Genomic DNA, 23,542 nt, shown 5'->3' with positions numbered 1-23,542 from the left:
TTAAAAGATTCTTTCGCCACATTTAAAAATTTCTCCACTCTTGACTATATAATGAATAAAAAATAAAATATTATTGATTTTTTTATTAAAAAATGCTATACTCCATATCGTGTTAGTTCGATCTAAAAGTTCTTTGAACAATTTCCAGATCCTAGTTGACTGTTAAGCCAAGAGAGAATAACACTGTATTTTTGCCCCCTTTTATAGAGGTCTGAGTGCCACAGCAAGGAATCCTTGTCTGTATTGTAGCAGAAAATTATTTCTGTGTTATACACAGAATGTGATATCAACTTCTATCGGGGTGACAAAAATGCAAAGTTAGAGTTATATTGGTTATGTAGTTGATTGATTATAACAGAATTATCTCATTTTGAACGTGATTATATATAGTTAGAGTATATTATTGAAGCAACGCGAAAACGCTATTGTAGGATTACGTTCATTGTCTGTTTTCATGTCTCGTTGCATATACAGACATCCATGATCGTAATTCTCTATATTGAAACTATCACATGTGTAGTTATATTATTACCTTTACTTTTGATCGTTGTTCTAAAATTACATATATTGCTTAGAATGAATTATCAACAATATAATGCTTAGAACATAGCTGGAAAGAAGTGCGAAAAGGCAGTTTGGCTTTTTTGCACTTCTTTTTATTTTCCATCCACATAAATAAGAATCCCAAGACCACAAACAGTCCAGGGATTCTCTTCTTTCATCCTACTTTGCTGTGATGTAATTTTGAGCCGTCAAAAGCTCTGCACAAAGAAGTGCTCCACCTGCTGCACCACGAAGTGTATTGTGTGAAAGACCAATAAACTTCCAATCATAAATACTGTCTTCGCGAATTCTACCAATGGACACACCCATGCCATGTTCAAAGTCAACATCCAATTTTACCTGTGGTCTATTGTCCTCTTCCATGTACTGAATAAACTGCTTTGGTGCACTTGGCAAATTCAACTCCTGTGGAAGTCCCTTAAATTCTACAAGCTTTTGAATCAATTGCTCCTTAGTCACTTTCTTTCTAAACTTTACAAATGCTGCTGCTGTGTGACCATTGAGTACTGGCACACGAACGCACTGGCAACTAATCTTTGGCTCAGATGCAGGCACGATCTCATCGCCCTCTACCTTGCCCCAAATTCTAAGTGGCTCTTTCTCGCTCTTTTCTTCCTCACCACCAATGTAAGGAATGACATTCTCTACCATCTCTGGCCAGTCCTTAAATGTCTTACCTGCACCGGAAATTGCCTGATAAGTCGTAGCAATGACCTCATATGGCTCAAATTCTTTCCAAGCACTCAGTGCTGGAGCATAACTTTGAATACTGCAATTTGGCTTTACCGCAATAAATCCTCTCTTTGTGCCAAGACGCTTTTTCTGTGACTCAATCACAGCAAAATGCTCTGGGTTAATCTCTGGGATAACCATTGGAACATCCTTTGTCCAGCGATGTGCACTATTGTTTGAGACAACTGGAGTCTCTGTCTTTGCATAGGCTTCCTCAATGGCCTTAATCTCATCTTTACTCATATCCACTGCTGAAAATACAAAGTCAACCTGTGCAGCTACCTTCTCCACTTCATTGACATTCATTACAACCAGCTTTTTAAACTTTTCTGGCATCGGTGTAGTCATCTTCCAGCGACCACCAACAGCCTCCTCATAAGTTTTTCCTGCACTGTTTGGGCTAGCGGCCACAACAACAACCTCATACCAAGGGTGATTCTCCAATAAACTTAAAAAGCGCTGTCCAACCATTCCAGTTGCACCAAGAACGCCAACTCGTAATTTCTTATCCATTTTCCTGTCCTCGTTTCTGTCTATCTTTATTATTTTTGCAATTTCTTGCATTTACGGCTTATCTTAGTACAATTTCAAAAAAAATGCAAGTACTTTTTCGCATAGAAAAGACAGTTGTTTTTGTAGAAAAGACACTCAAAGTTTAAGTGTCTTTTCTTATAACAAGCATCTATCACTCCTATATCTTTCTTCTATGGTCTACCATAAGATTATGCCAACTCCAATGCAACCTTCATCATATTGGTAAAGGTAGTCTCTCTCTCCCTTGCACTCGTCATCTCGCCTCGCTCCTTGTCATCACTAATGGTGAGAATCGCAAGGGCATTGGCTCCCCCTGCGGCTGCATTGGTATAGAGTGCTGCGGCCTCCATCTCCACCGCCAGCACCCCCATATCTGCCCATGTCATCCCCTCTTTATTTTCTGTTTGTGGTGCATAGAACATATCCGAAGTGAGAATATTGCCCACATGATAGTCAATGCCTAGCCTTTTTGCTACAGTGACTGCTCTTTGTAATAACTCAAATGAACACAGAGGAGAAAATTGACCTGGAAGTCCCATTAAGGATGGGAAATTTGATGTTGTACAGGTGCCCATAGCAAAAATCATATCCTTCACTTTTACCTTTTGACTCATCGCACCCGCTGTTCCAATGCGAATGAGATTCTTCACCCCATAAAAATGAATCAACTCATAGGAATAAATTCCCATCGATGGACAACCCATTCCTGTACCCATCACAGAGACTTCTCTCCCTTGATAAGTTCCTGTAAAACCGAGCATATTCCTGGTCTGATTAAATTGCCTGACATTCTCTAAAAAATGCTCGGCGATAAACTTTGCACGCAAAGGATCTCCTGGCAAGAGGATGGTCTTTGCAATCTCTCCTTCTCTTGCTTCAATATGTGGTGTCGGAATTTTATCCATATCTTTCTCTCCTCGTATTATATAGTAGTAGTTTTTAGAGACCCTCTCCAAGGTCTTTATAACTATTAAGTCATAGTCTTTTCTTTACCTCTTCCGTAGGTTCGACTATGATATATAAGATACTGTGGATTGGTTATTTACTCCTACCACTTGATGGTTTTAGAAAGGCCCCAACCACAGTCTCTTTGCTCATTTGTTAATCAGTTAGATACCGCATGACGGTTTATTTAGAACGAGGCTACAATCGCAAGGAGTCCCTGTGGTTCTAAAACAGTATCAAATACATTTTAAAGGAGATTATTATGATTTATGTAGGAATTGATGTCGCTAAGGATAAGCATGATTGCTTTATCACAAACTCTAATGGAGAAGTATTATTTAAAGCTTTTACCATTTCTAACAGTCAAGATGGTTTCAATGACCTTTACCAAAGAATAGAATCTGTTATGGAAGATATAACAAAAGTAAAAGTAGGACTGGAAGCTACCGGACACTATAATTACAATCTTTTAGGTTATCTCATTGATAAAGGTCTGACCACCTATGTCATCAATCCGTTACATACAAATCTGTACAGAAAAAGTCTAAGCCTTAGACTCACGAAAACGGATAAAGTAGATGCCCGCACGATTGCTTACATGCTCATGTCTGATGTGAACTTGAAGTCCTACTCAGATACATCTTACCACAACGAAGAATTAAAGTCATTAACTCGTTATCGTTTTGATAAGGTAAAAGAACGTGCCAAACTAAAAACTTCCGTTTCAAGACTGGTCTGTATCTTATTTCCTGAATTAGAAAAACTTGTACCAACACTTCATATGACATCCATTTATGCATTGCTTTCTGAATTTCCCGGGGCTAAATATGTAGCTGGTGCACATCTTACCAGACTTACAAATCTTCTTTCAGATGCATCTAAAGGTCGATATGGTAAAGATACCGCCATAACTTTCAGGGAAGCTGCAAGGGCTTCTATCGGCTCAAATATGCCAGCCAAATCTCTTGAACTAAAACACACCATCAAGTTGATACTGGAACTTGCTTCTGAGATTGATGAAATCGAAAATGAAATCAAAATTATCATGGATGAAATTAATTCTCCAATTCTCAGTATTCCAGGTATCAACTATCGTATGGGCGCTATGATCATTGCCGAGATTGGCGACTTCAGTCGGTTTGATTCTCCTGATAAAATCTTGGCTTATTCCGGATTTTCACCATCAACATATCAATCAGGGCAGCTTGACTCAGCATACTCCCACATGGAAAAACGAGGTTCCAAATACTTACGATATGCTCTGTACAATGCTGCCAAGTATGTTTGCCACTGGGATTCGACATTTGCCAGGTACCTTACCAAGAAACGAGCTGAAGGCAAGCATTATAATGTTGCAATATCTCATGCCGTCAAAAAACTGGTTCGAGTTATTTATCATCTTGTAAAATCGAATCAGCAATACATTAAAGTAGCTTAATTAACTCTAATTCAATACTCCTTTTTCATGCACCTATCATGATGCTCTTTTTGTCATGCAGTTTTCAAAGTGCAAGGAGCTCTAACTGTATTCCGAATATATCTAAAATACATTTCTGTACTTTATTTAAAAAATATCATTTTAGGGCTTGACTTTTAATAGTTAGTCTTTCTACTCTCTTGTTCTCCTTCTATCCCTTCAGCTTTGTCCCACGATCATTGCGGTTACTCAGCTTTAATTTCAATAGATTGACTGGCTTTCCATGGATCTTGACAATATCACCATCCGAAAGTAGATACATAGCCACTAACTTTTCTCCCTCCAAAAGACGCATTGCTTTTTCTCCCTTAGAGGTCTTTTTATAGAGATTGACGGCAATCAGTGGAAACTTGACAATATATCCCCCATCGGAGACAAGAATCACTTCCTCATACCCACTATCTGTGCTGACTAGACGAACACTCAACACCTTATCGCCCTCACCAAGCTTTGTGGCCACTACCTGGCGATTATTCGTGCTCAATTCCTTTCCGTCGATTTGCTTAATGAGTCCCCATTCGGTCACAAAAAGTAATCGCTTTTCCTCATCAGAAACTTGAGCAAAGGATGCAATCAAGCGAATTTCTTCCTTACTTGTATCCAACTTGCAAAGATTGTCCAGAGGAATCCCCTTATCTCTTAATTTTCCCGATAAAATATTTTCTGCCTTCACCTGATGCAAAAGCCCCAAATCGGTAAATATACAGACCTTGTCATCTGACATCATCGGAACCACATACTTATATTCGCTCTCCACGGTCTCACGGTTTTTCTCGAACAGACCAAAATCCATCGTCTTTGCATAGCCAAAGCGATCCATGACAAAGACAATCTTTTGTGCCACCTTTGGCAATTCCACAACTACAGCTTCCTTGGCATCTTCTAGGCTAGTTCTTCTTTGTCTGCCAAATTTTTCCTTAATCTCTAATAAGTCAGCAATCAAAACCTCGTCCATACTCTTTTGTGATTGCAAAAGCTTGGTGTAATTTTTAATATTCTTTAGTGTCTGCCGATTCTCCTTTAACAGGGCTTCCACCTCAAGACCAATCAACTTATATAACTTCATTTCCAAAATAGCCTGTGCCTGACGCTGTGTAAACTCAAGTTCTGCCATCAATCTCTCCCTCGCCAGTGAGATATTCTTTGACTTTCTCAGAATGGCAATAATCTGGTCGATGCAGTCGCAGGCCCGAATCAGTCCCTCTTGAATTTCCTTTTTCTCGATCTCCTTTTCCAGAAGAATATTATACTTTTTTGTCGCATTCTCATATTGAAAATCAAGGAAATTTTGCAAAATACTCAAAAGATTCAATGTCTCTGGTCGCCCCTGTGCAATGGCCAGCATATTTACCCCAAAGCTATCCTCTAACTTCGTCTTTTTGTAGAGCATATTTTTGACACGGTCAATATCAGCATCCTTCCTCAACTCAAGGACAATGCGTGTACCATTTTTGTCCGACTGATTGGAAATATCCACCACTTCAGGAAGTTTTTTGCTCTCCACAAGATCCGCCACATCTTGTAAAAACTTATTTAATCCCGCACCAATCATCGTATAGGGAATTTCTGTGACAATTAACCTGTCCTTGTCGCTCTTTCTTCTTCCAAGCTCAATCTCAATCTTTCCTCGAAGCTTAATCTTTCCCGTTCCCGTGCGATAGATATCCAATAAATCCGAGCGATTGGCAACGATTCCCCCCGTCGGAAAATCAGGTCCTGGCATAATATGCATCAATTCCTCGACACTAATCAGACGATTTCGGATATAGGCGATGCAGACATCACAAATTTCTGCCAAATTATGTGGTGGCATCGAAGTGGACATACCTACGGCAATGCCCTCTGCTCCATTTAACAAGAGATTAGGAATGCGCACTGGCAAAACTGCAGGTTCTTTTTCTGTCTCATCATAGTTGGCAACAAAGTCCACAGTCTTATCCAGATCCTTTAAAAAGACTTCTTGTGTAAACTTTGTGAGCTTGGCCTCCGTATAGCGCATGGCCGCTGCTCCGTCGCCCTCAATTGAGCCAAAGTTTCCATGCCCATCAATCAAGGGCATTCCCTTTTTCCAATCCTGCGTCAATACGACCAATGTCTCATAGATGGAAGAATCTCCATGGGGATGATACTTACCCATGGTATCGCCCACAATTCTTGCCGACTTTCTGTGTGGCTTATCGGCATTGATGTGCAACTCACTCATATCATAGAGCACACGCCTTTGCACTGGTTTTAAGCCATCCCTTGCATCTGGAATCGCTCTGGAGGTGATGACACTCATTGAATAGTCCAAGTAGGACTTTTGCATCTCCTCTGAATATTCCGTTCTTAATATTTTCTCTGCCATAGCCTCTCCTATAAATCTATACTCGCCTCATTGGCGTGTTGATAGATAAATTCTCTTCTCGGTGCGACATCTCCACCCATCAATAATTCAGTCACTTCGCTCGCCAGTCTCGCATCTTCAATTTCCACTCGCTTTAGTAGTCGCCTTTCTGGATCAAGTGTCGTCTCCCAAAGTTGCTGGGCATCCATCTCTCCCAGTCCCTTATATCTTTGTAAGGTAAAGTTATCGCCATGCTTTTTTCTGTAATTGGCCAATGCCTTTTCGTCATAGAGATACTCCTCCTGACCACGCTTTGGAATGGCCTTATATAGTGGTGGCATTGCAATATACACATGTCCATCATAGATTAGCTCTGGCATAAAGCGGTACAAAAAGGTAAGCAATAGCGTGTCAATATGACTGCCATCGACATCCGCATCCGTCATTAAGACAATCTTGTCATAGCGAAGTTTACTGATATCAAAGTCATTCCCATAGCCCTCTGAAAATCCACAGCCAAAAGTGTTAATCATTGTCTTAATCTCTGCATTGGCAAGCACCTTATCCATCGAGGCCTTCTCCACATTCAATATCTTTCCTCGAATCGGCAATATCGCCTGATACCTTCGATCTCTTGCGGTCTTTGCCGAGCCACCTGCCGAATCTCCCTCGACAATAAAGATCTCACACTGCGATGGATCCTTTGATTCACAGTTGGCAAGTTTTCCATTGGAGTCAAAAGAAAACTTTGATTTGGTGAGCATATTGGTCTTTGCCTTCTCTTCTTGCTTTCGAATCTTTGCTGACTTTTCAGCACAACCAATGATCGCCTTGACGATTTCAACATTGCGATCAAAAAATCTTGTGAGCTCATCACCAATAATGGTTGCCGTCGCCTTGCTCGCATCGGCACTGGCCAGCTTTGTCTTTGTCTGCCCCTCAAAGATGGGATTTGGATGCTTAATGGCCACCACTGCCGTCATTCCATTTCTTGTGTCCGCCCCTGTAAAGTTTGCATCCTTTTCCCTCAGTATCCCTAACTCCCTCGCATACGCATTGATCATCTGTGTAAACTTGGTCTTAAACCCCACAATATGTGTTCCGCCCTCCTGAGTAAAGATATTATTACAAAAGCCCAAGATATTTTCCTCAAATGCATCGACAAACTGAATCGCCGCCTCAACTTCCATTCCGTCGGCCTTGCCACGAATATAGATTGGCTCATGCACCACTTCCTTTTGGCGATTGAGGTCACGCACATAGGCAACAATGCCCTCTGGCTCGTGATAGGTGATCTTTTCCTCCTCACCCACTCTCTTATTCTCGTAGTAAATGGTCAGATTTGGATTGAGATAGGTGGTCTCGTGCAGCCTTGACTTTAACCAGTCCGCCTTAAAGTAAATCTTTTCAAATATCTCTGCATCAGGATAGAAATTAATCTTTGTGCCTGTCTCCTTGGTCTTTCCAATCACTGGAATCATTCCATCAATCAGTTCTGTCGTTGGTTTTCCCCTCTCATAGCTATCGGCATAGACCTTACCCCCTCGGCTAATTTCAATATACAATTTTTCTGAAAGAGCATTGACCACCGAAGAACCCACACCATGGAGACCTCCACTGGTCTTATAAGCTTCATTGTCAAACTTTCCGCCCGCATGCAAGGTCGAAAGCACAATTCTTTCTGCAGAAACTCCCTTTTTGTGCATCTCCACTGGAATTCCTCGCCCATTGTCTTTGACCGTACAGGAGCCATCGGCCTCCAAAGTCACCCATATACAACTGCAAAATCCCGCCAAATGCTCATCGACAGAATTATCTACAATTTCATAAATCAAGTGGTTTAGCCCCTTCGTGCCCACCCCACCAATATACATACCTGGTCTCTTTCGCACAGCCTCTAATCCCTCTAGGATCATAATGCTACTTGCGTCGTAATTTTTTCCCATGCTATCCTCCAATTTAAAAAGCGTATCGGATATTATAAACGATTTGCCTCTCTCTTTGCAAGTTCAATTATAGCGAGTAGACAAAGGAAAAGTCAAGCAAATCGAACATAAGTTCTAATTATAGACAAAAAAATAACCCGAACGGGGATTTCTCCCCGCCCGAGTTATTCTCAAAGACTGAAATCTATGGATTACTTAACCCAACGACCATTCTCGTCTACCTTGTAACCATCCTTTGTTGTCTCATTAACATAGAGTGAACCATAAGGTCTGTCACTGTTATTTGAGTAATCCCAAGTCTGAGTTGCATTGTTGTAGAACCATGTTGGTCCGTTGTTGTATGGATTTAAGTAGTACCAAGCATCTCCGATGTGCTGCCAGTTAAGGAGCATCTCACCAGAGTTGAGGTTCTGATAATACCATCTTCCATCCTGATCGTCCTGATGCCATCCCTCAACCATATGGCCGAAGAATCCGTCATGAACATCAGATAAGTAATACCATCTGTTTGTATTCTGATCTAAGAACCAGCCGTGATCCATGATGTTGTCACTTGCAAAGTGATACCACTCTGTTCTTGTGGTATTACCATAAGTATAAGCAAGCTTTTGCCATCCTGTTACACGAGTACCATTCTTTAAGTTGAATACCCACTTATGATTTGCTGCGTCAACTAACTCCCAGTCACCATCTACGCCTACACGGTAAGCACCTGCAGCCTGAACATTTGCTTGAGTGTTGATGACTCCGCTGCTGCTACCTGAGCCGCCGCCTGAACCACCTGAGCTGCCTCTTGAGCCGCCACCACCACCGCTGATGATTGGGCGAACGCCTAAGTAACGGTTGATCTCATCAAGAATTGCCTGTAACTCTGGAGTTGAAGCCTTTCTTGGTGATGTCTGAGCAAGAATTGCATTTGCTCTGTTGATGGCATCCTGAAGTCTAGCCTCATCTGCAATCGTTAAGTTTCTCGCATTAACCATGCCCTGTGCTCTTGTAATGGCATTGCCAAGAGCTGTAGCTGTGCTTGCTCTCAATGGAGCATCACTATCAAAGTAGATATAAACAGTTGTATCAGATAATACTGCATCGTTGTCATTAAATGGTACATAAGATGTTGCAGAAGTTGAAAGACCTCTGTATGTCCATGTCACACCATTGATATCAACGCCACCGGCATCAACACCATTTGCACGGATTGAAGCGATGTCGCCTGTATATGTAGCCTGTCTTGCTGAATTTGCACTCAGTACATCTCCATCCATTACGACAAATGATCTTGAGTAAGATGAATCCTTGTTGCTCTTAAAGATGACATTATGTCTTCTTGTGCGAGTAGATCCAAAGATATAGCTCTGACCATTGACGAAGTTTGACAATGTGAAATATCCTGGATAAACACTATTTGTTGAATTAAAGTCAACACCTGTGCTTACTACATTTCCATTCATATCCTTCAATGTGTAACCATCAGTTGTATTCGTTGATCCTGTATCCAATGTCAATGTAATATCACCTACAGTACCATTGTATGGATCCCAGTTGCCTGTTGTTGGATTATATACCTGAACAACTGGAGTAACAACAAATGAAGGAGTATAGATATTTCTCTCTCCTGCTGCTCCAATAGCTTCCTCAGCTGCTGTAGCTGTTCTCTTCTCTACATAAAGTCTGTAGATACCTGCTGGTGCATTGCTTGTGATGCTTGGGAATACACCTGCATCACCGCTTGTATGCTGATCGCCATCATAGAGAACTCCTGTATCTGTTGCTGTCGCACTACTTGGCGTAGCCACTGTAGAAATAATGACACCTGGATCAGTATAGTGTGCAACAATGGTTACATCATCATTTGGCATCAAGAAACTAATCACATCATTTGCTGCTGCATCATCTGTAATAGATGATGGATATGTAAATCTAGAGAAGTTATTAAATGGTGCTGTTGTGCTATCAATTCCATTTGCTGTAATTTCTACACGAGTTCCTGGATCAACACTATTTAAATCACTCAGTGATAGACCTGAATGTGTTCCAACCTTAATGTTCATTGGTGGCATTACACTTTGGAACATAACCTTATGAGCACTTTGTACTGGTGTCAAGACTGCTGTATTGACTGGGGTACCATTAGCTGGATATCCAGGATCGTTTGTTCCTGTTGTTCTAGCTACGATTGTATAAGTCGTATTAGGATCCAATCCACCAAATGTCACTGGTGCACCAGGTGTTGTTGGTGTTGTCCAAGGTGCAACCACATTGCCTGAAGGATCAAGCAATTGATAATCTGTATTTGGTGTTGTTGGATTAACTGTAATACTTGTTGTTCCAGGATTTGAATTATCTGGAGCTACAATTGGTCTTGGTCCACTGGTTGATCCCTGTGGATTTGTTGTTGGGATAACCACTTGTCCTGGAGCTGAAGTTGTCACTGTACTTGGAATTGGTGATCCCGTCACTACTGGAGTTCCTGCTGTTGCTGGATCATAAGTATAGATGTTATATGGATAACCTGGTGTAAATGGTCCTGTAATTGCACCATTATCTCCTGCAAGATTTGAACCAGGAATAACAGTAACTACATTTCCACTTGGATCTGTAACTACATAGTTCAATCTTGGGTCAATCGCCTGAGTACCTGTATCTACCTGAATAGTTGGTGCTCCTGTTGTGTCATCTAACTGTCCAGTTCCTGTTGGTGTGTACGCATTGAGAGGTGTTGTTGGTACAGCTCTTGCTGTAAATGTCTCGCCACTCATATGTGTAATATCGCCAGTATTAAAGTCAATCTCTTGACCATGAGAATCAAACCAACCAACTCTGTAACCTGCATTTGCTGTCACTGTACTTGCATTGGATGCTGCATCAACATCGGTTCTTGACATTGTAACTGTTGTCTGATTCTGAATATTGGTCACTGGTGATGTGTTCAACAAACTGTAATTTAAGTTTGGATCACTTGATGTAAATGTATAAGTGTTCATCATTGCTGGATTTGCATCAAATGAAACTCTCAAATCGATTGTATCTCCAGGGCTACTAGGAATGTCTGTCTGGGCAATACCTGCACCTGTTCCAGCGTATGGTGTAAATGGAACCCAGTTTCCACTAGCATCTTTGCGTTCCCAAGATCCTACGGTATAACCTAAATCTGGTGTTGGAGTTGCCAAGTTAGAAATAAATGGTTGGTCAATCTTATAACTGTTATCTGTAAAGTCCTCTGCAACACTTTCAATTTGACCTGTAGAACCCTGAATATACTGACTACCACTTGCCATTACTAAGCTACCACCACCCTTTGTGCTCAAGCGAACTTTCTTCACAGCATCCGGATCAAGATTATAGGTAACCTGAATCTCAAGGTTATTAGGTGGTGCTGCCACGGATGATGTAACTTGGAATGAAGGTGTCGATGCTGTCCATCCTGCTGATGTATTAGTGAAACCATCACCTGCTGGATTCGCATTTTTAATTGTCATCGTTGGTATTCTTGTTCCTGTACTCAAATATCCATTAAGCACTGGGGCTGGAATCAAATAATTTCCATTTCCTCCTCCTGAAGCAACACGATCCAAATCATACATCAAATGATGATTGCTTTCATACAGTCCACCACCTGTAGCAGTTGTCGCTCCATGAACAGTTCCAACTGTTGTACCAGCTGCTGTTAATGCAGCAACAACCTTATCTGTAATATTATTGCCCAGTTCATCCTTATACACAATGTCCACAGACTTCTGATAATTTGGATTAACCATATAGGTATAAGTAACATCAACTGGATAGTTAACCATGTTACCTGTGACCTCATTGCTGGTAGCATTTACATGCAAATTATCACCTGTCATAAATCCAATCCAAGAAACGTCTGGTGTTGCAGTTAACTCTGCTAATGTCTTCAACTCATTCGTTGTACCCGATTTGGTTATCTTCGCCTTTTCTATAGGATCTGATACTGTTCCAGGCGCTTGTCTCTTTAATATAAATCTTGGCTCTGTACCTGCTGGAGAACCTGACGGAGCGGTTATCATATCATTATTTGGAACAACAGCTCCTGCTGGAATCGTCTCGCTAGCATAATAAGAATTCGCTGATCGAATTGTACTAGATAGCTGATGACCTGCTGCATCTACTACAACATCTTTTACTACAATCGGCTGCTTTTTGTTTGTATCAGCTGTATAAGTAAAATCAATCGCTACATCTCTTGGTACCATTCTACCGCTTACCTTCTTATCCGTTGCATTCCATGCAAAGGCATCTGGAAAAGCACCAGGATCTGCTGTCGTACTAAATGGAACTGTTGCAGGTGGAGTGACAACCGATGTTCTTGTCGGACTTTTGTCAGCATCTGCAACCTTATACATACTAATAGTACCACTACTTGCTTCAAATCCATCAATTCGACTTGCTGCTTTTGAAAATGCTGAACCTGAGTGCACATCTGCATAAGCTGGGCTTAAATCTCCCATATAAATAGAAGTGCCACTTGGTAAATTCAACTGCGTCTTTACAATATACTGATTACCTGCACCTGTTCCTCTAGCAGTATACACAGTGTCTACAGCTGGGAAATAACTAGGATAAAAATACCTAGGTGAAAGACTAGATTGATCACCCTCATACCAGCCATCAATACTATAATCACTTAAACTAATACCCTTAGCTGCCAACATACCATTGTAATCATGAAGCTTATATCCTGAGCCATTCACCTGAAGAAATGGCAATAACTTTCTACCAGATCCATCTGTTTGTACAGGTAATACTGGGGTGGAAGCTCCTGGAGTTCCTGTAAGCTGAAAAGTTGCCCTTTCAGTAGCATTAAATACACCTGGAAATAGTGACTCTATATCCAAATTAATGCCTCCTGCTGCGTAAACCGGCAGAGCCGGTGCTACCATAGTCGCAACCATGGTAGCAGCAAGCAAATTGGAAATTCCTTTCTTAAATCTTGCTTTTTTCAATTGTTTCCTCCTTATGCCTAGTTGATCCACTCGCCATTGCTATTGACTGTGTAACCATCTGGCGTTGTCTCACTCACATATAAAGAACCAAATGGGCGAACATTGTTGTTGTTATATACCCAAACATCATTCTCTAATCTCCATGTTGGTTCGCTTGCAAACTGATTAAAGAAATACCACTTGTTGTTGATCTTAGCCCAACCTGTGTACATCTCACCAGTTGTTGGATCGAAGAAGTACCACTTGCCATCACTTGGATCATGATACCAACCAGTCATCATGGTACCATTGTCTCTGTTCAAGAAGTACCACTTATTCTTTGTGGTATCAAGGTACCATCCTCTGATCATCTTGCCCTGATCGGAACCTTCCTTAGGATTTAACAGATACCACTGCTTGTCATCCTTGTCATAGTACCAACCTGTAACAAGGCTTGACTGCTCATCAAATCTGTACCAATCGGTAACAGGCTGTCCGTTTGCATTGACATAATCAATTCTTCCCCATCTATTGTTCAATGGAAGTCCACCATTTAAGTAGAATCCCCAACGATTGGTTGTTGGATTGATCTTCCAGCCTCCATCTACACCAAGTGTAAATGTAATCTGTGGTGTGTTCTGCAATGGCATACTTACATATCTTGTTCCCTGAAGTGGTGTACCAGAAACATTTCCGCCACCACGTCCTGATGAACCTGAGCCACCGCCTGCACCATTATTTCTCTGGTTGAAGCGATCGCTTCTTCTGTTAGAATGTCCATAGAGATCATCCATCACTGCACGGAGAGCGTCAATTGCTGCCTGCAACTCTGGATAATTTGCCATACGAAGAGGATCTGTGCCATTCTCTAGTCTTCCACGGATACGATCAAGAACATTCTGTGCCTCAGCAATGGCTGCCTGCAATCTCTCAGCCTCACCAGCCTTTAAGAATGGATCGCCAACAAGGTCATTGGCCTGACCAATTAAGCTTGTCAAATCCTTTCTTGCCTGCTGTACCTGAGGTCTGTTGTTATCGTAGTAAGCATAGACATTCATTGTTCTTGTTACTTCAGCTGATGGATCGAAGATAGAGATATTGTTTGGCATATCCTTCTTTGACCAGTTCACATAAGTATGGGTTGTACCATAGATATCATCAAATGGAGTTACCAAGGTGTTGGCTGTTGCACCATCTGCATATCCTGTAACAACTGCATAGTCTGATGTGTACCAGCTGTCATCAACTGCGTCTTTCTTTCTCACCTTAATCTTCTTAAAGAAGTTTCTGGTTGTATCACCGAGATAGAGGTGATCCTTTGTAGGATTGTTATCGATGAAGTTCAACTTAAATGTCTTTGAGTAAACAAGGACATAAGTATGGTTGAGATTTCCAACGAAGGAAAGAAGTCCACCGTTGTTTGCTACATCCTCAACAACGCTCATCTGTGATGTATAGGTAGGATTTGCAATCTTTGTCCATGTAGAATCTACTGTAGGACCAAGATCCCAAACTTCATAGTCAAGCATATCTGTATCCTGACTTGCCAACTGAACATTGACATTGACCTGTGCATCAGATGGAGTTGCATTCTGTACTAATCTTCCATCGACATATCTTTCTTCCTTGACATCAAGTGCCCAACCTGCTGTAAATGCACCTGGGTGATCAACCCATACCTGAGATGGTACATTCTTTACAGCCTGTACCTCGTTGTTCTCTGCATTTCTCTTATCAAAGATAACTTTGTAGCGAACATCGGCATGGTTAACATTGATCAAGCTCTGGTCAGTAGGGTTGGTCAAGTTGTTCTGAATATCGGAGATTTGACTTGCGTCCATAGCAAACTCACCGTCTGCTGCTCCGCCTCTATTCTCCTGTGAAACTGGTGCAATTGGATTGCCAAAAGCATCTGTTGCTGGCACATCATAGATAGCTTCAAAGATAACATTGCTTCTATCCAAAGTACCTGTGTAATCGTTGCTTGTAATCTTTGCTGTTACGCCTGGAATTCTACCATTGGCAATTAACCAATACTTAAATGCATGACCTGCACCATCTGTAGGATCTGCATGAAGTGTAAAGGTTGAAGTTCCCTTCGCTGTGTTGAAATCTGTAGTATTAACTGAGTTTGTATCCACGCTCGTAATTCCTACATTTCCACCAACAGCATTTGTAACTGTCTTAATGGTGTAATTCTGAATATCAACCATATCACCAGGGTTAGCTACAACTGGTACACCTGCTGGAAGATTTCCAGTTGGTGTCTCACTTGGATTGCCATGGCGACGAGCAACAACGGTGTATGTATCACCTGGATTTAAGTTATTAAATGTCACGGTTGCTGGTCCAGATCCTACCGGTGTCAACCAACCATTATCTGAATTTGGATATGGCACAACATTTCCATTTGAATCAATCAATGCGTAATCTGCATCTGGATCTGCTGGATTAATTACAATCTGTGCTCTATCTGTATCATTAGGATCCACGCCGACATTTCTGTTATCACCAATTGCTGGAATCATAACTGGCTTTGGACTAGAGATGTTACTTCCTGTCACAGAAGTTCCTGGCTGACCTACAGTTGCCTGTGTATCTGGTCCGCCCTCAACAACATTATAAGTTCTACCTGGAATTACATTTGGAACCTGAATATCGCTTCCATTTGCTGGTCCATCAACAACGGCAATAATATTGTTATCAGGATCTGTAATTACATAGCGGTTACCTGGTGTTGTACCTGTAACAGTAATTGTACCCTGACCATTGTCACCAATTCTTCCGTTTGCACCAAATGCACCTGGGTTAAGACCCCATGTTGCATCTACCTTACCAAAGTTTGCAAGATATGTACCTGCAACAACGATATCACTTGGCTGAACAACCTGTCCACTTGGTGATGTCCAATTCTTCAACTCGTAGTTAGCAATAGGATTTGTTGTTGGAAGAACAAGGCTACTCCATGCTAAGTCGTAGTGAAGATGCTGTGGTGTACCACCTGGAACATTTGTACCTGCTGATGTCAATGTACCCTTTGAAGTATCAGATGAAGCAAAGTTAACATCAACCCACTTGCTAGGATCTTCGACAACCTTTACATAAACTGTTCTTGATCCAGATGGATCTGTTGCCAAACGATCTGCATCTGTAATTGGCTGTGTACCTGCCTGATCGTAATACCATCCCTGTACCATATGGTAGTTGTCTGGTGTTACTGTTGGGAATCCGTTGAGATTCTTAATTACACTAAACTGCATTGCGTTCTCGTGACCATTTGTTACACCATCATCTGTGAGTACACTGATTGGTCCATGAGAACTCAATGTTGCAAAGTTAGAAGAACCATCGTTGACAAAGTCAAAGTTTAAGTTCTGCCACTTTGCTGGATCTCTGTCGAGATTATAGATTGCACGAACTCCACCACTGGCTGGCATTGTTCCTGTCAAAGCACCTGCTGAATCCGCAGTCAAAGCACCAGATGGGTTTAATGTCAATGCATTTGGAAGTGCTGGATTATAGATATATCCATACATTGCTGCTGTAGTTGCAGCTGTTGGCACTGCCAATGGTGTTGTGATTGCTGAGTTTGGTGCAAATGCATTACTATCTGCATAGATTGCCACACCATCAGCCATAAATCTTCTTGTTACAGCTGAAGCACTGTCTGGTCTATAGTAGTAAACGACCGTAACATTTTGGTTAGGCATAAATCCTGTCAGATTTCCATCATTCACATAATTTGTATTCGTCAACAGTCCCTGACTTGCATCTAAACCAAGCTGATATCCTACCTGTGAGCCACCTGCTGTAATCGCTGCATGATCAAATGTATATCCTGGATAAGTCTGACTTGCTACATTGATTGGTTGCTCTGGTCTCTTTTGCAGTGTTTGACTTCCCAAAGTAATTCCTGAGCCCATCACCTCATGTACAACATTTAGTGTAAATGGTGGCTGTGTTGGATCTACTCTATGACGATAGGTCAAGCTAGCATTTGTTGCCGGTGCAGATGTCTTTAAATAATTTGCCGTAGTTGCACCTGTAGCTGTGAATGTACCACCTGAAGGTGTATCCGCACCAAATTGGAATGTATATCCTGGAATTACAGGTGAAGTTGCTGGCTGAATATTACCATTAACTACAAATGTACTTGGATCAAACTCTGAACCAAAATGCAATGGCAAGCTAGAATTTACATTCTCATAAATCTTCTGAATAGTATATGGTGTTGTATCTGGAACCCACTTTGCAAAATATGTCTTTGTGTGATTTCCAGGTGCTGGATAACCTGTTACAGCTGATGTAGACACAGAAGCAGCCTCCGCTGGAAGTGCTGGATTATACACATGATCACCATCAGAATCTGTATATTCAAACCATCCTGCAAAGGTCATTCCTCCCTTGCTCGGTGTTGGCATCTGACCAAGTGTAGTAGATGTTCCACTAGCTGGCTCACTCTTATGTGTTACACCACCTGGTATAAGTCCACCCTGTGCATCAAAGTAGTAATTTGCCATTTGAGGAGCAAATTTTACAGTAACAATAACATTCTTTCTAGGCATCTTTCCTTTGATGTGCTTTGTTCCAGCAACATCTTTATTGAAATCTATACTAGAAACAACTGCTCCCGCTGCATTGGTCTCATTCATTACACTTCCTACACCTGGGGTTACACCTTCTTTATACTCTACAAATTCCCTCAAACCTGTAAGAGAAGTAGGATATGTATAATCAATATCTGAACCTGCTGGAATAGCCCCTGCAGTAAATCCAAAACTTGTAGCAATCAATGGATTCGCTGGTCCACCTAGGTTAACCGTAAGACCTGTCTCATCAATTACTTGAACAGAAATTGTATACTTTTCTGACTCCACATAGTAATTATTAGCTACCTCATTACCACCCATGCTACTTGTGTGGCTTGCAACATAATCTGTTACTGGTAGGGTATCTGCATCTCCAATAAAGTTAGATACTGCGTAAGAAGAACCACCTGTTGGTCTTACAACAGGATATCCTTGACTAATTTCTGTTGGAATCAAACCAGATGCAACGGAAACACCAATAGATGAATCTGAATTTAATCCATCACTATTTGTTTTAATAAAAGCACCTGAAGCCGCTGCTGCTCCATCCAGATAAACATTGGCATTAGATCCAGCAGCATCCTTACTTCCTGTAATATTAACTGTTCCACTAACTGTAAAATTAGCACTGTTATCTGCTAATTTTACCGCACCAGCCTTCTTACCTGAAATATTATTTTGGATACTAGATCCATACATATCCACCTTGGCTCCGCCTGCCACATTAACTGCAGCTGGCATACCCTCTGTAGCTGATGTATTTGCATTTGTAATGCTAGCCTTTGTAGCCAATGTTAAAGTTCCACCACTTTCCACATCAATCATAGGCTTGGTAGCTGGAACATTCCGACCATCAAGATTAATATCCATAAACTTAACAGTACCACCATTTTTTACACTAAATAATGGCCCATCAAATCCTGCCTTACGTTTCAGTGTATAGGTAGTAGAATTAGCCTTTGGAACAGATGGCCCATAAGAATATTGCATCGCTACTCCACCAGCTGGTTTATATGATGGCGATGAAGATGCTAAATTTTGTGGTGTATTATAGTCTGCCGACATAATAACAACATTATATCCACTTGGAATGTCAATGGTCTTCCCAATCTCTTCGTCACCCTGCATCATGATATAGAGAGTTTTATTTAGACCACCATTATCTGCCGCAGTCTTATCTAAAACTCTTTCTATAGTGGACTTAGCTGCATCAGCACCAGTTTTTCTGGTTACCGGTGTTGCCATATATCCTGTATCCAATCCTTGATCTGTGAGCTGTGGTGCCGCATAATACACATGTTGGCGAGTTGCAATCGCAAATTTTGCCGTTTTTGTTTCATGTGGCAGCAAATTAAAATATGCTGAAAAAGCTACTGCTGAATCACCATCTTGCATTAACACTGGTTTTTCCATTCCTGTGAACATAAACAGTGCGGTTTGAATCGCAGTTGAAGGACTATATCCATTTGTTGACCATTGACCTGCCCAAACAGCTGTACGGCTAGGATCTGAATTATCCCTCGTCTGCATAGTAACTGTTGGATCTGTTGGAAGCTTTGTATAGACATCTAAAGTTGAAAATACATGGCCACCGCCTAAATTTGTACCTCCTGGTTCTCCACCCGTTGCATGAAAATGTACACCTTCATAGCCTGAGCTTTGTTTTCCACTGACAACAATAGGGTTATTATCATGTTTAATCAAAGCTGTATCAGCTTCATTTCCAATGGTAAAATCTGTAACCTGACTGCTGTCATTATACACTGTATACTCTAGCATTATATATTCATTATCTTTAGAAGGTGAAACCGTCTGCCGAACTTCAAGATGTCCACTAGGATCATTTGGAATATTCAATATAGATGGTACACCATTTTGTGCTCCTGAAATTTCATGAATACGACTAGCAATACTGTTATCTACCGTAAAGCCTGTAATCTCACCAGTGCCTGAATAATTCAACTTAGGTGAGATAAGATTATTTCCATCTACATCACTTGGCTTTCCAAAGGCATACCTTGTTTGGAAATAATTGGTATTCCCCCCCTGTTGATACAGTACCTGGCCATATGCATTTACTGATCCTGGTGTTGCTGATGTTCCTGGTGTTCTATTAAGTTCCAAGTAAAACGAATTTTGATTTGGTGAATAAAGGCCTTGGACACCACCAGCTGATGAAGATGAACCATTTGTGGTATCATCTGCATGACCATATACATACTTTGTATTACTACTTTCCCCAGTATTACTCGCAATGTTATTCTCCAATGTTGTTGCTGCATATGCAACATTGGCGCCCAAATACGGTACATACGGCAGGCCGCTCATCGCCATTACCGCTGACAGGGCTAAGGCGGTTGCCTGCTTTACGCGTTTTCTCTTTTTAATTTTCAATGTTCAAAACCTCCTATTCGAACAAGAGGAATCCTGAATCGTTTGCGCCCTCGTTTTGTGCAAGTGGGCGTACATAGCGATGAGCACTATCTAAGGAGCCATCATAGAGGTAAGCAACGCCATTCTTAAATCTTGGCTTGTCACCGCTATCTACTCTAGCAAAGAATTTGCCCTTCTTAATTACGATCCAACAACCTTCTGCATCCTGTAACACTCTCTTATCACCTGTGACTTGCTTACCGTTTCTGTCGACAACGATATAGTCACCTGATCTTGAATCCTTAACGAGTCCATAACCAATGTCCTCTTTCGCATCCAATCTCAAACCATTGAAGTAGTACTTACTCTTATACTTCTCCAACCGTCCTCTATTTCCAATGGCAACGCCACTGTTCTTAAATCCAAAGTAAACCAACTTATCTGCAAGCTCTACAGGAATATCGGTTCCTGTCTTCATTGATCCGTCGTTTAACTCATCTGCACCGAAGAGATATAAGTTACCTCTGTCGATTCCAGGGATATCCGAATCTGCATTGTCCACAAGGAAATCCTCTGAATCAAACACGCTGGTGTCGAACTGCTTAGCAAATGTACCATTTCTAAACATTACAACAAACTGTGTCTGCATTCTTCCGATCTCATCAAAGGCATACTTTCTGCCATTAACTTCCTTAATGCGATCCTTGTAAACCTTACCCTTGTTGTTTGTACGGAACCAAGAATACTCTTGCAAGTTGTAGTCATCGGCATCCATATCCTCATTTGGTACCATAAATGCCCAATGATCGCCCTTTACCTCTCCGTCCTTGTCCTCAGATCCATAGCGGATATCTGCATTAGAACGCGTGGCTACTAAGGTTGCATCAATCTTTGCAAGCCTTGGAATCATAATTCCATTCTCATCAAAGGCATAGTTTTTGCCATTGATCTCACGAACCTTGGAAGCGGTAATATCCCTTGCGGCTACCTTCTTTCCTCTCTGATCAAAGTATAACCACATCTCATCGTACTCAGAGTAATTTCTCTGTGCAAGATCGCTGTAGCCAGCATTAAGGCCAACATCCTCATACCTTAACCATTGATTTTGATACATCGCGCCGTCTGCACCAAAGTAGTACATTGCCTCGGCAAATGTATCCTCTGAATCAGGATTGACTGTCTCGCCGTTTTGCTTAACAAAACCTGTGAGCATCGCACCATTCTCATCGAATGCGTATGTCTTTCCGTCAATCACCTTCTTTGAAAGGCGATCGCTTCTTCCTGTCAGTGCCTTTCCATCTGCACCGAAATAATACCAAGCAGCATCTCCATCATCTGTAGAGAGCTGTCTCCAGCCATTGGTCACCATAGCTCCATCGGAGTCAACATAGTACTTATTGTTGTTGTCATCACTAACCACTGTGTTGACAACCAACTTACCATTATCTCCGAGATAAAACCATTGACCATTTGATGCGGCCCAAGCATTGGTTGCTTGGCTTCCGTCTGCATTCTTGTAGGTCCAAGAACCATCTACCTGCTGCCACTGTCCATTAGAAACAGTTGCGGCGTGGGTTGGCATGGCGAATGCACCTGCCATAAGTGCAGCAGCAAAGGCTACACCCACGAAATTCTTTTTCATCCTTTACCTCTCTTTCATCCTTTTCTCACTCGAAATCTATTGTTGTTTTGATCGAGTGGCACACCCAAGTGGGTGGATGCGCATTGCGCAAAGCTTTTCCCGATCTCCAAAACCTCCCTTTCTTTGTTTTTTATAAACTCAGTTCAGTCGTCTGGTACTTTCCAAACCAAATTTATTCCCTCTAAGCAGTTCTTTCTCTGCCGTCACTACCTTTTCCCTGTGTAGTCAGGCACCGTCCCATATTACGGCGGCCAAGGATGGGAAAAGGCGCATAAAAACCGAGGTCCCTCCACCGTCCCGTCTTGCGATTGACTATCGAGTTTCCAAATTTTTTAATGCGCCCTGCTTTCGTATATCCTATTGTGGCGTCGATTTTATTGTATACTATCACTTACAAAACTGTATTTTGGTATACATCATTTCCTTGTCTTCCTTTCTGTCCTCTAACAAACACAAAGTAGACCTTCTTTATTCTCTTTTGGATTATACTATAAATTTTTAAATTTTAAAATAGTTTTTTGTATTTGTAAACTTTTTGTAAGTTTTGTTGCTTATCTGCAAAAACTTCCCCCTTTTGTGAGTTGTCTCTGTCAAAATAAAAAACAAACAGAGACAACATCACAAAAAGAGTACACTTCCCTTTCCCAAAGAAGTCTATGATTTACACATTCTCTGTGGCCTTGGTATCACGAACCCTTTGCATCCAGTCTTTGGTAAGAGCAAGAGACACTCCTGCCGGATTCACAACAATACCCAAACTGTTGTCTGGTATTGGAAGTGCGAGAAGATTGTCCATTGTGGCCACAGAGATGCTGATGCTGGTGTCTGGTCCTCTAAACTTTGTAAATTCAAAGTTGTCTGTAAACACAGGAATCATATACTTGTCCTCCTGCATCTTGACCATCAATAATTGCACCTGATCCTTCATCTCTCCCTCCCCTGGGCGAAATGGCAATAAAAACTTTCCTCGAAGGACATTGACGACCATCTCCTCTTCCATCTCTCGAAGTTTTTCATTGTCAGGATTTTCAAGTCCTCTTCGAAACTCCTGCATAAAGTAAAGCATTGTCAGTTGAAGGCTTGGATTTTCCACTGGGCGACGATCTTCTGGAATGTCGCTTAGGTCATGTCTTCGGATAAATTCATTGAGCTGTAGGATAATCACACCGTCTCCCGTGTGAAATTCCACTGCATTGATGCCAAAGAGGAAAAAGCTCGTAAATGTCGAAAGGATTCTCGATGGATCGTCCATCTTCAATGCGTTCACATCCTTTTTCTCCTCTGTGAGTGCTCTTGCCGCCTGCTCAGCCTCTACTTCATCCAAATATACAACGGCCGCATCGTCTTGTGTCTTTTCCTCACAGACCACATAGGGCGATCTGGTATGTACGGAATAGAGAACATACAACTGATCGATGCTTGGGATTGCCTGTATCAATTCTTCTCTTGTCATCTTTTCTCTCCAAAT

Annotated in this window: 9 protein-coding genes; 1 reads left to right on the top strand and 8 read right to left on the bottom strand. The window is 41.5% G+C overall.

Annotation, left to right across the window (positions count from 1 at the left end; genetic code table 11):
* Positions 1-723: 723 nt before the first annotated feature.
* Complete coding sequence (asd, locus tag J5A74_07885) at positions 724-1,809, bottom strand: aspartate-semialdehyde dehydrogenase (protein ID QUI95300.1); 1,086 nt, start codon at positions 1,807-1,809, stop codon at positions 724-726.
* 209 nt (positions 1,810-2,018) lie between these two features.
* On the bottom strand, positions 2,019-2,735 hold the full coding sequence (gene deoD, locus J5A74_07880) for a purine-nucleoside phosphorylase (GenBank protein ID QUI95299.1): 717 nt from the start codon (positions 2,733-2,735) through the stop codon (positions 2,019-2,021).
* Between the two features lie 302 nt (positions 2,736-3,037).
* Between deoD and J5A74_07875 the strand changes: the two genes are divergently transcribed.
* Complete coding sequence (locus tag J5A74_07875; protein ID QUI95298.1) at positions 3,038-4,213, top strand: IS110 family transposase; 1,176 nt, start codon at positions 3,038-3,040, stop codon at positions 4,211-4,213.
* Positions 4,214-4,403: 190 nt separating this feature from the next.
* Here the strand turns inward: J5A74_07875 and J5A74_07870 are convergent, their stop codons facing one another.
* The 6 genes from J5A74_07870 to J5A74_07845 form a co-directional block, all read right to left on the bottom strand.
* Positions 4,404-6,599, bottom strand: a complete 2,196-nt coding sequence (locus J5A74_07870) for a DNA topoisomerase 4 subunit A (protein QUI95297.1) — start codon at positions 6,597-6,599, stop codon at positions 4,404-4,406.
* An 8-nt stretch (positions 6,600-6,607) separates the two neighbouring features.
* On the bottom strand, positions 6,608-8,524 hold the full coding sequence (locus J5A74_07865) for a DNA gyrase subunit B (GenBank protein QUI95296.1): 1,917 nt from the start codon (positions 8,522-8,524) through the stop codon (positions 6,608-6,610).
* 191 nt (positions 8,525-8,715) lie between these two features.
* A complete protein-coding gene (locus J5A74_07860; GenBank protein ID QUI95295.1) occupies positions 8,716-13,491 on the bottom strand; it encodes a hypothetical protein in 4,776 nt (1,591 codons plus the stop codon).
* Between the two features lie 17 nt (positions 13,492-13,508).
* On the bottom strand, positions 13,509-20,453 hold the full coding sequence (locus J5A74_07855; GenBank protein QUI95294.1) for an N-acetylmuramoyl-L-alanine amidase family protein: 6,945 nt from the start codon (positions 20,451-20,453) through the stop codon (positions 13,509-13,511).
* Between the two features lie 13 nt (positions 20,454-20,466).
* Positions 20,467-22,074: a cell wall-binding protein gene (locus J5A74_07850; protein ID QUI95293.1), complete on the bottom strand. Its 1,608-nt coding sequence runs from the start codon at positions 22,072-22,074 to the stop codon at positions 20,467-20,469.
* 661 nt (positions 22,075-22,735) lie between these two features.
* The gene (locus tag J5A74_07845; GenBank protein QUI95292.1) at positions 22,736-23,527 is read right to left on the bottom strand and encodes an SseB family protein; all 792 of its coding nucleotides are present in this window, start codon (positions 23,525-23,527) and stop codon (positions 22,736-22,738) included.
* Positions 23,528-23,542 lie beyond the last annotated feature (15 nt).

Source organism: Lachnospiraceae bacterium oral taxon 096, from assembly GCA_018141845.1.
Taxonomy (GTDB): domain Bacteria; phylum Bacillota; class Clostridia; order Lachnospirales; family Lachnospiraceae; genus F0428.
This window is presented reverse-complemented; position numbering and strand designations above follow the sequence as displayed.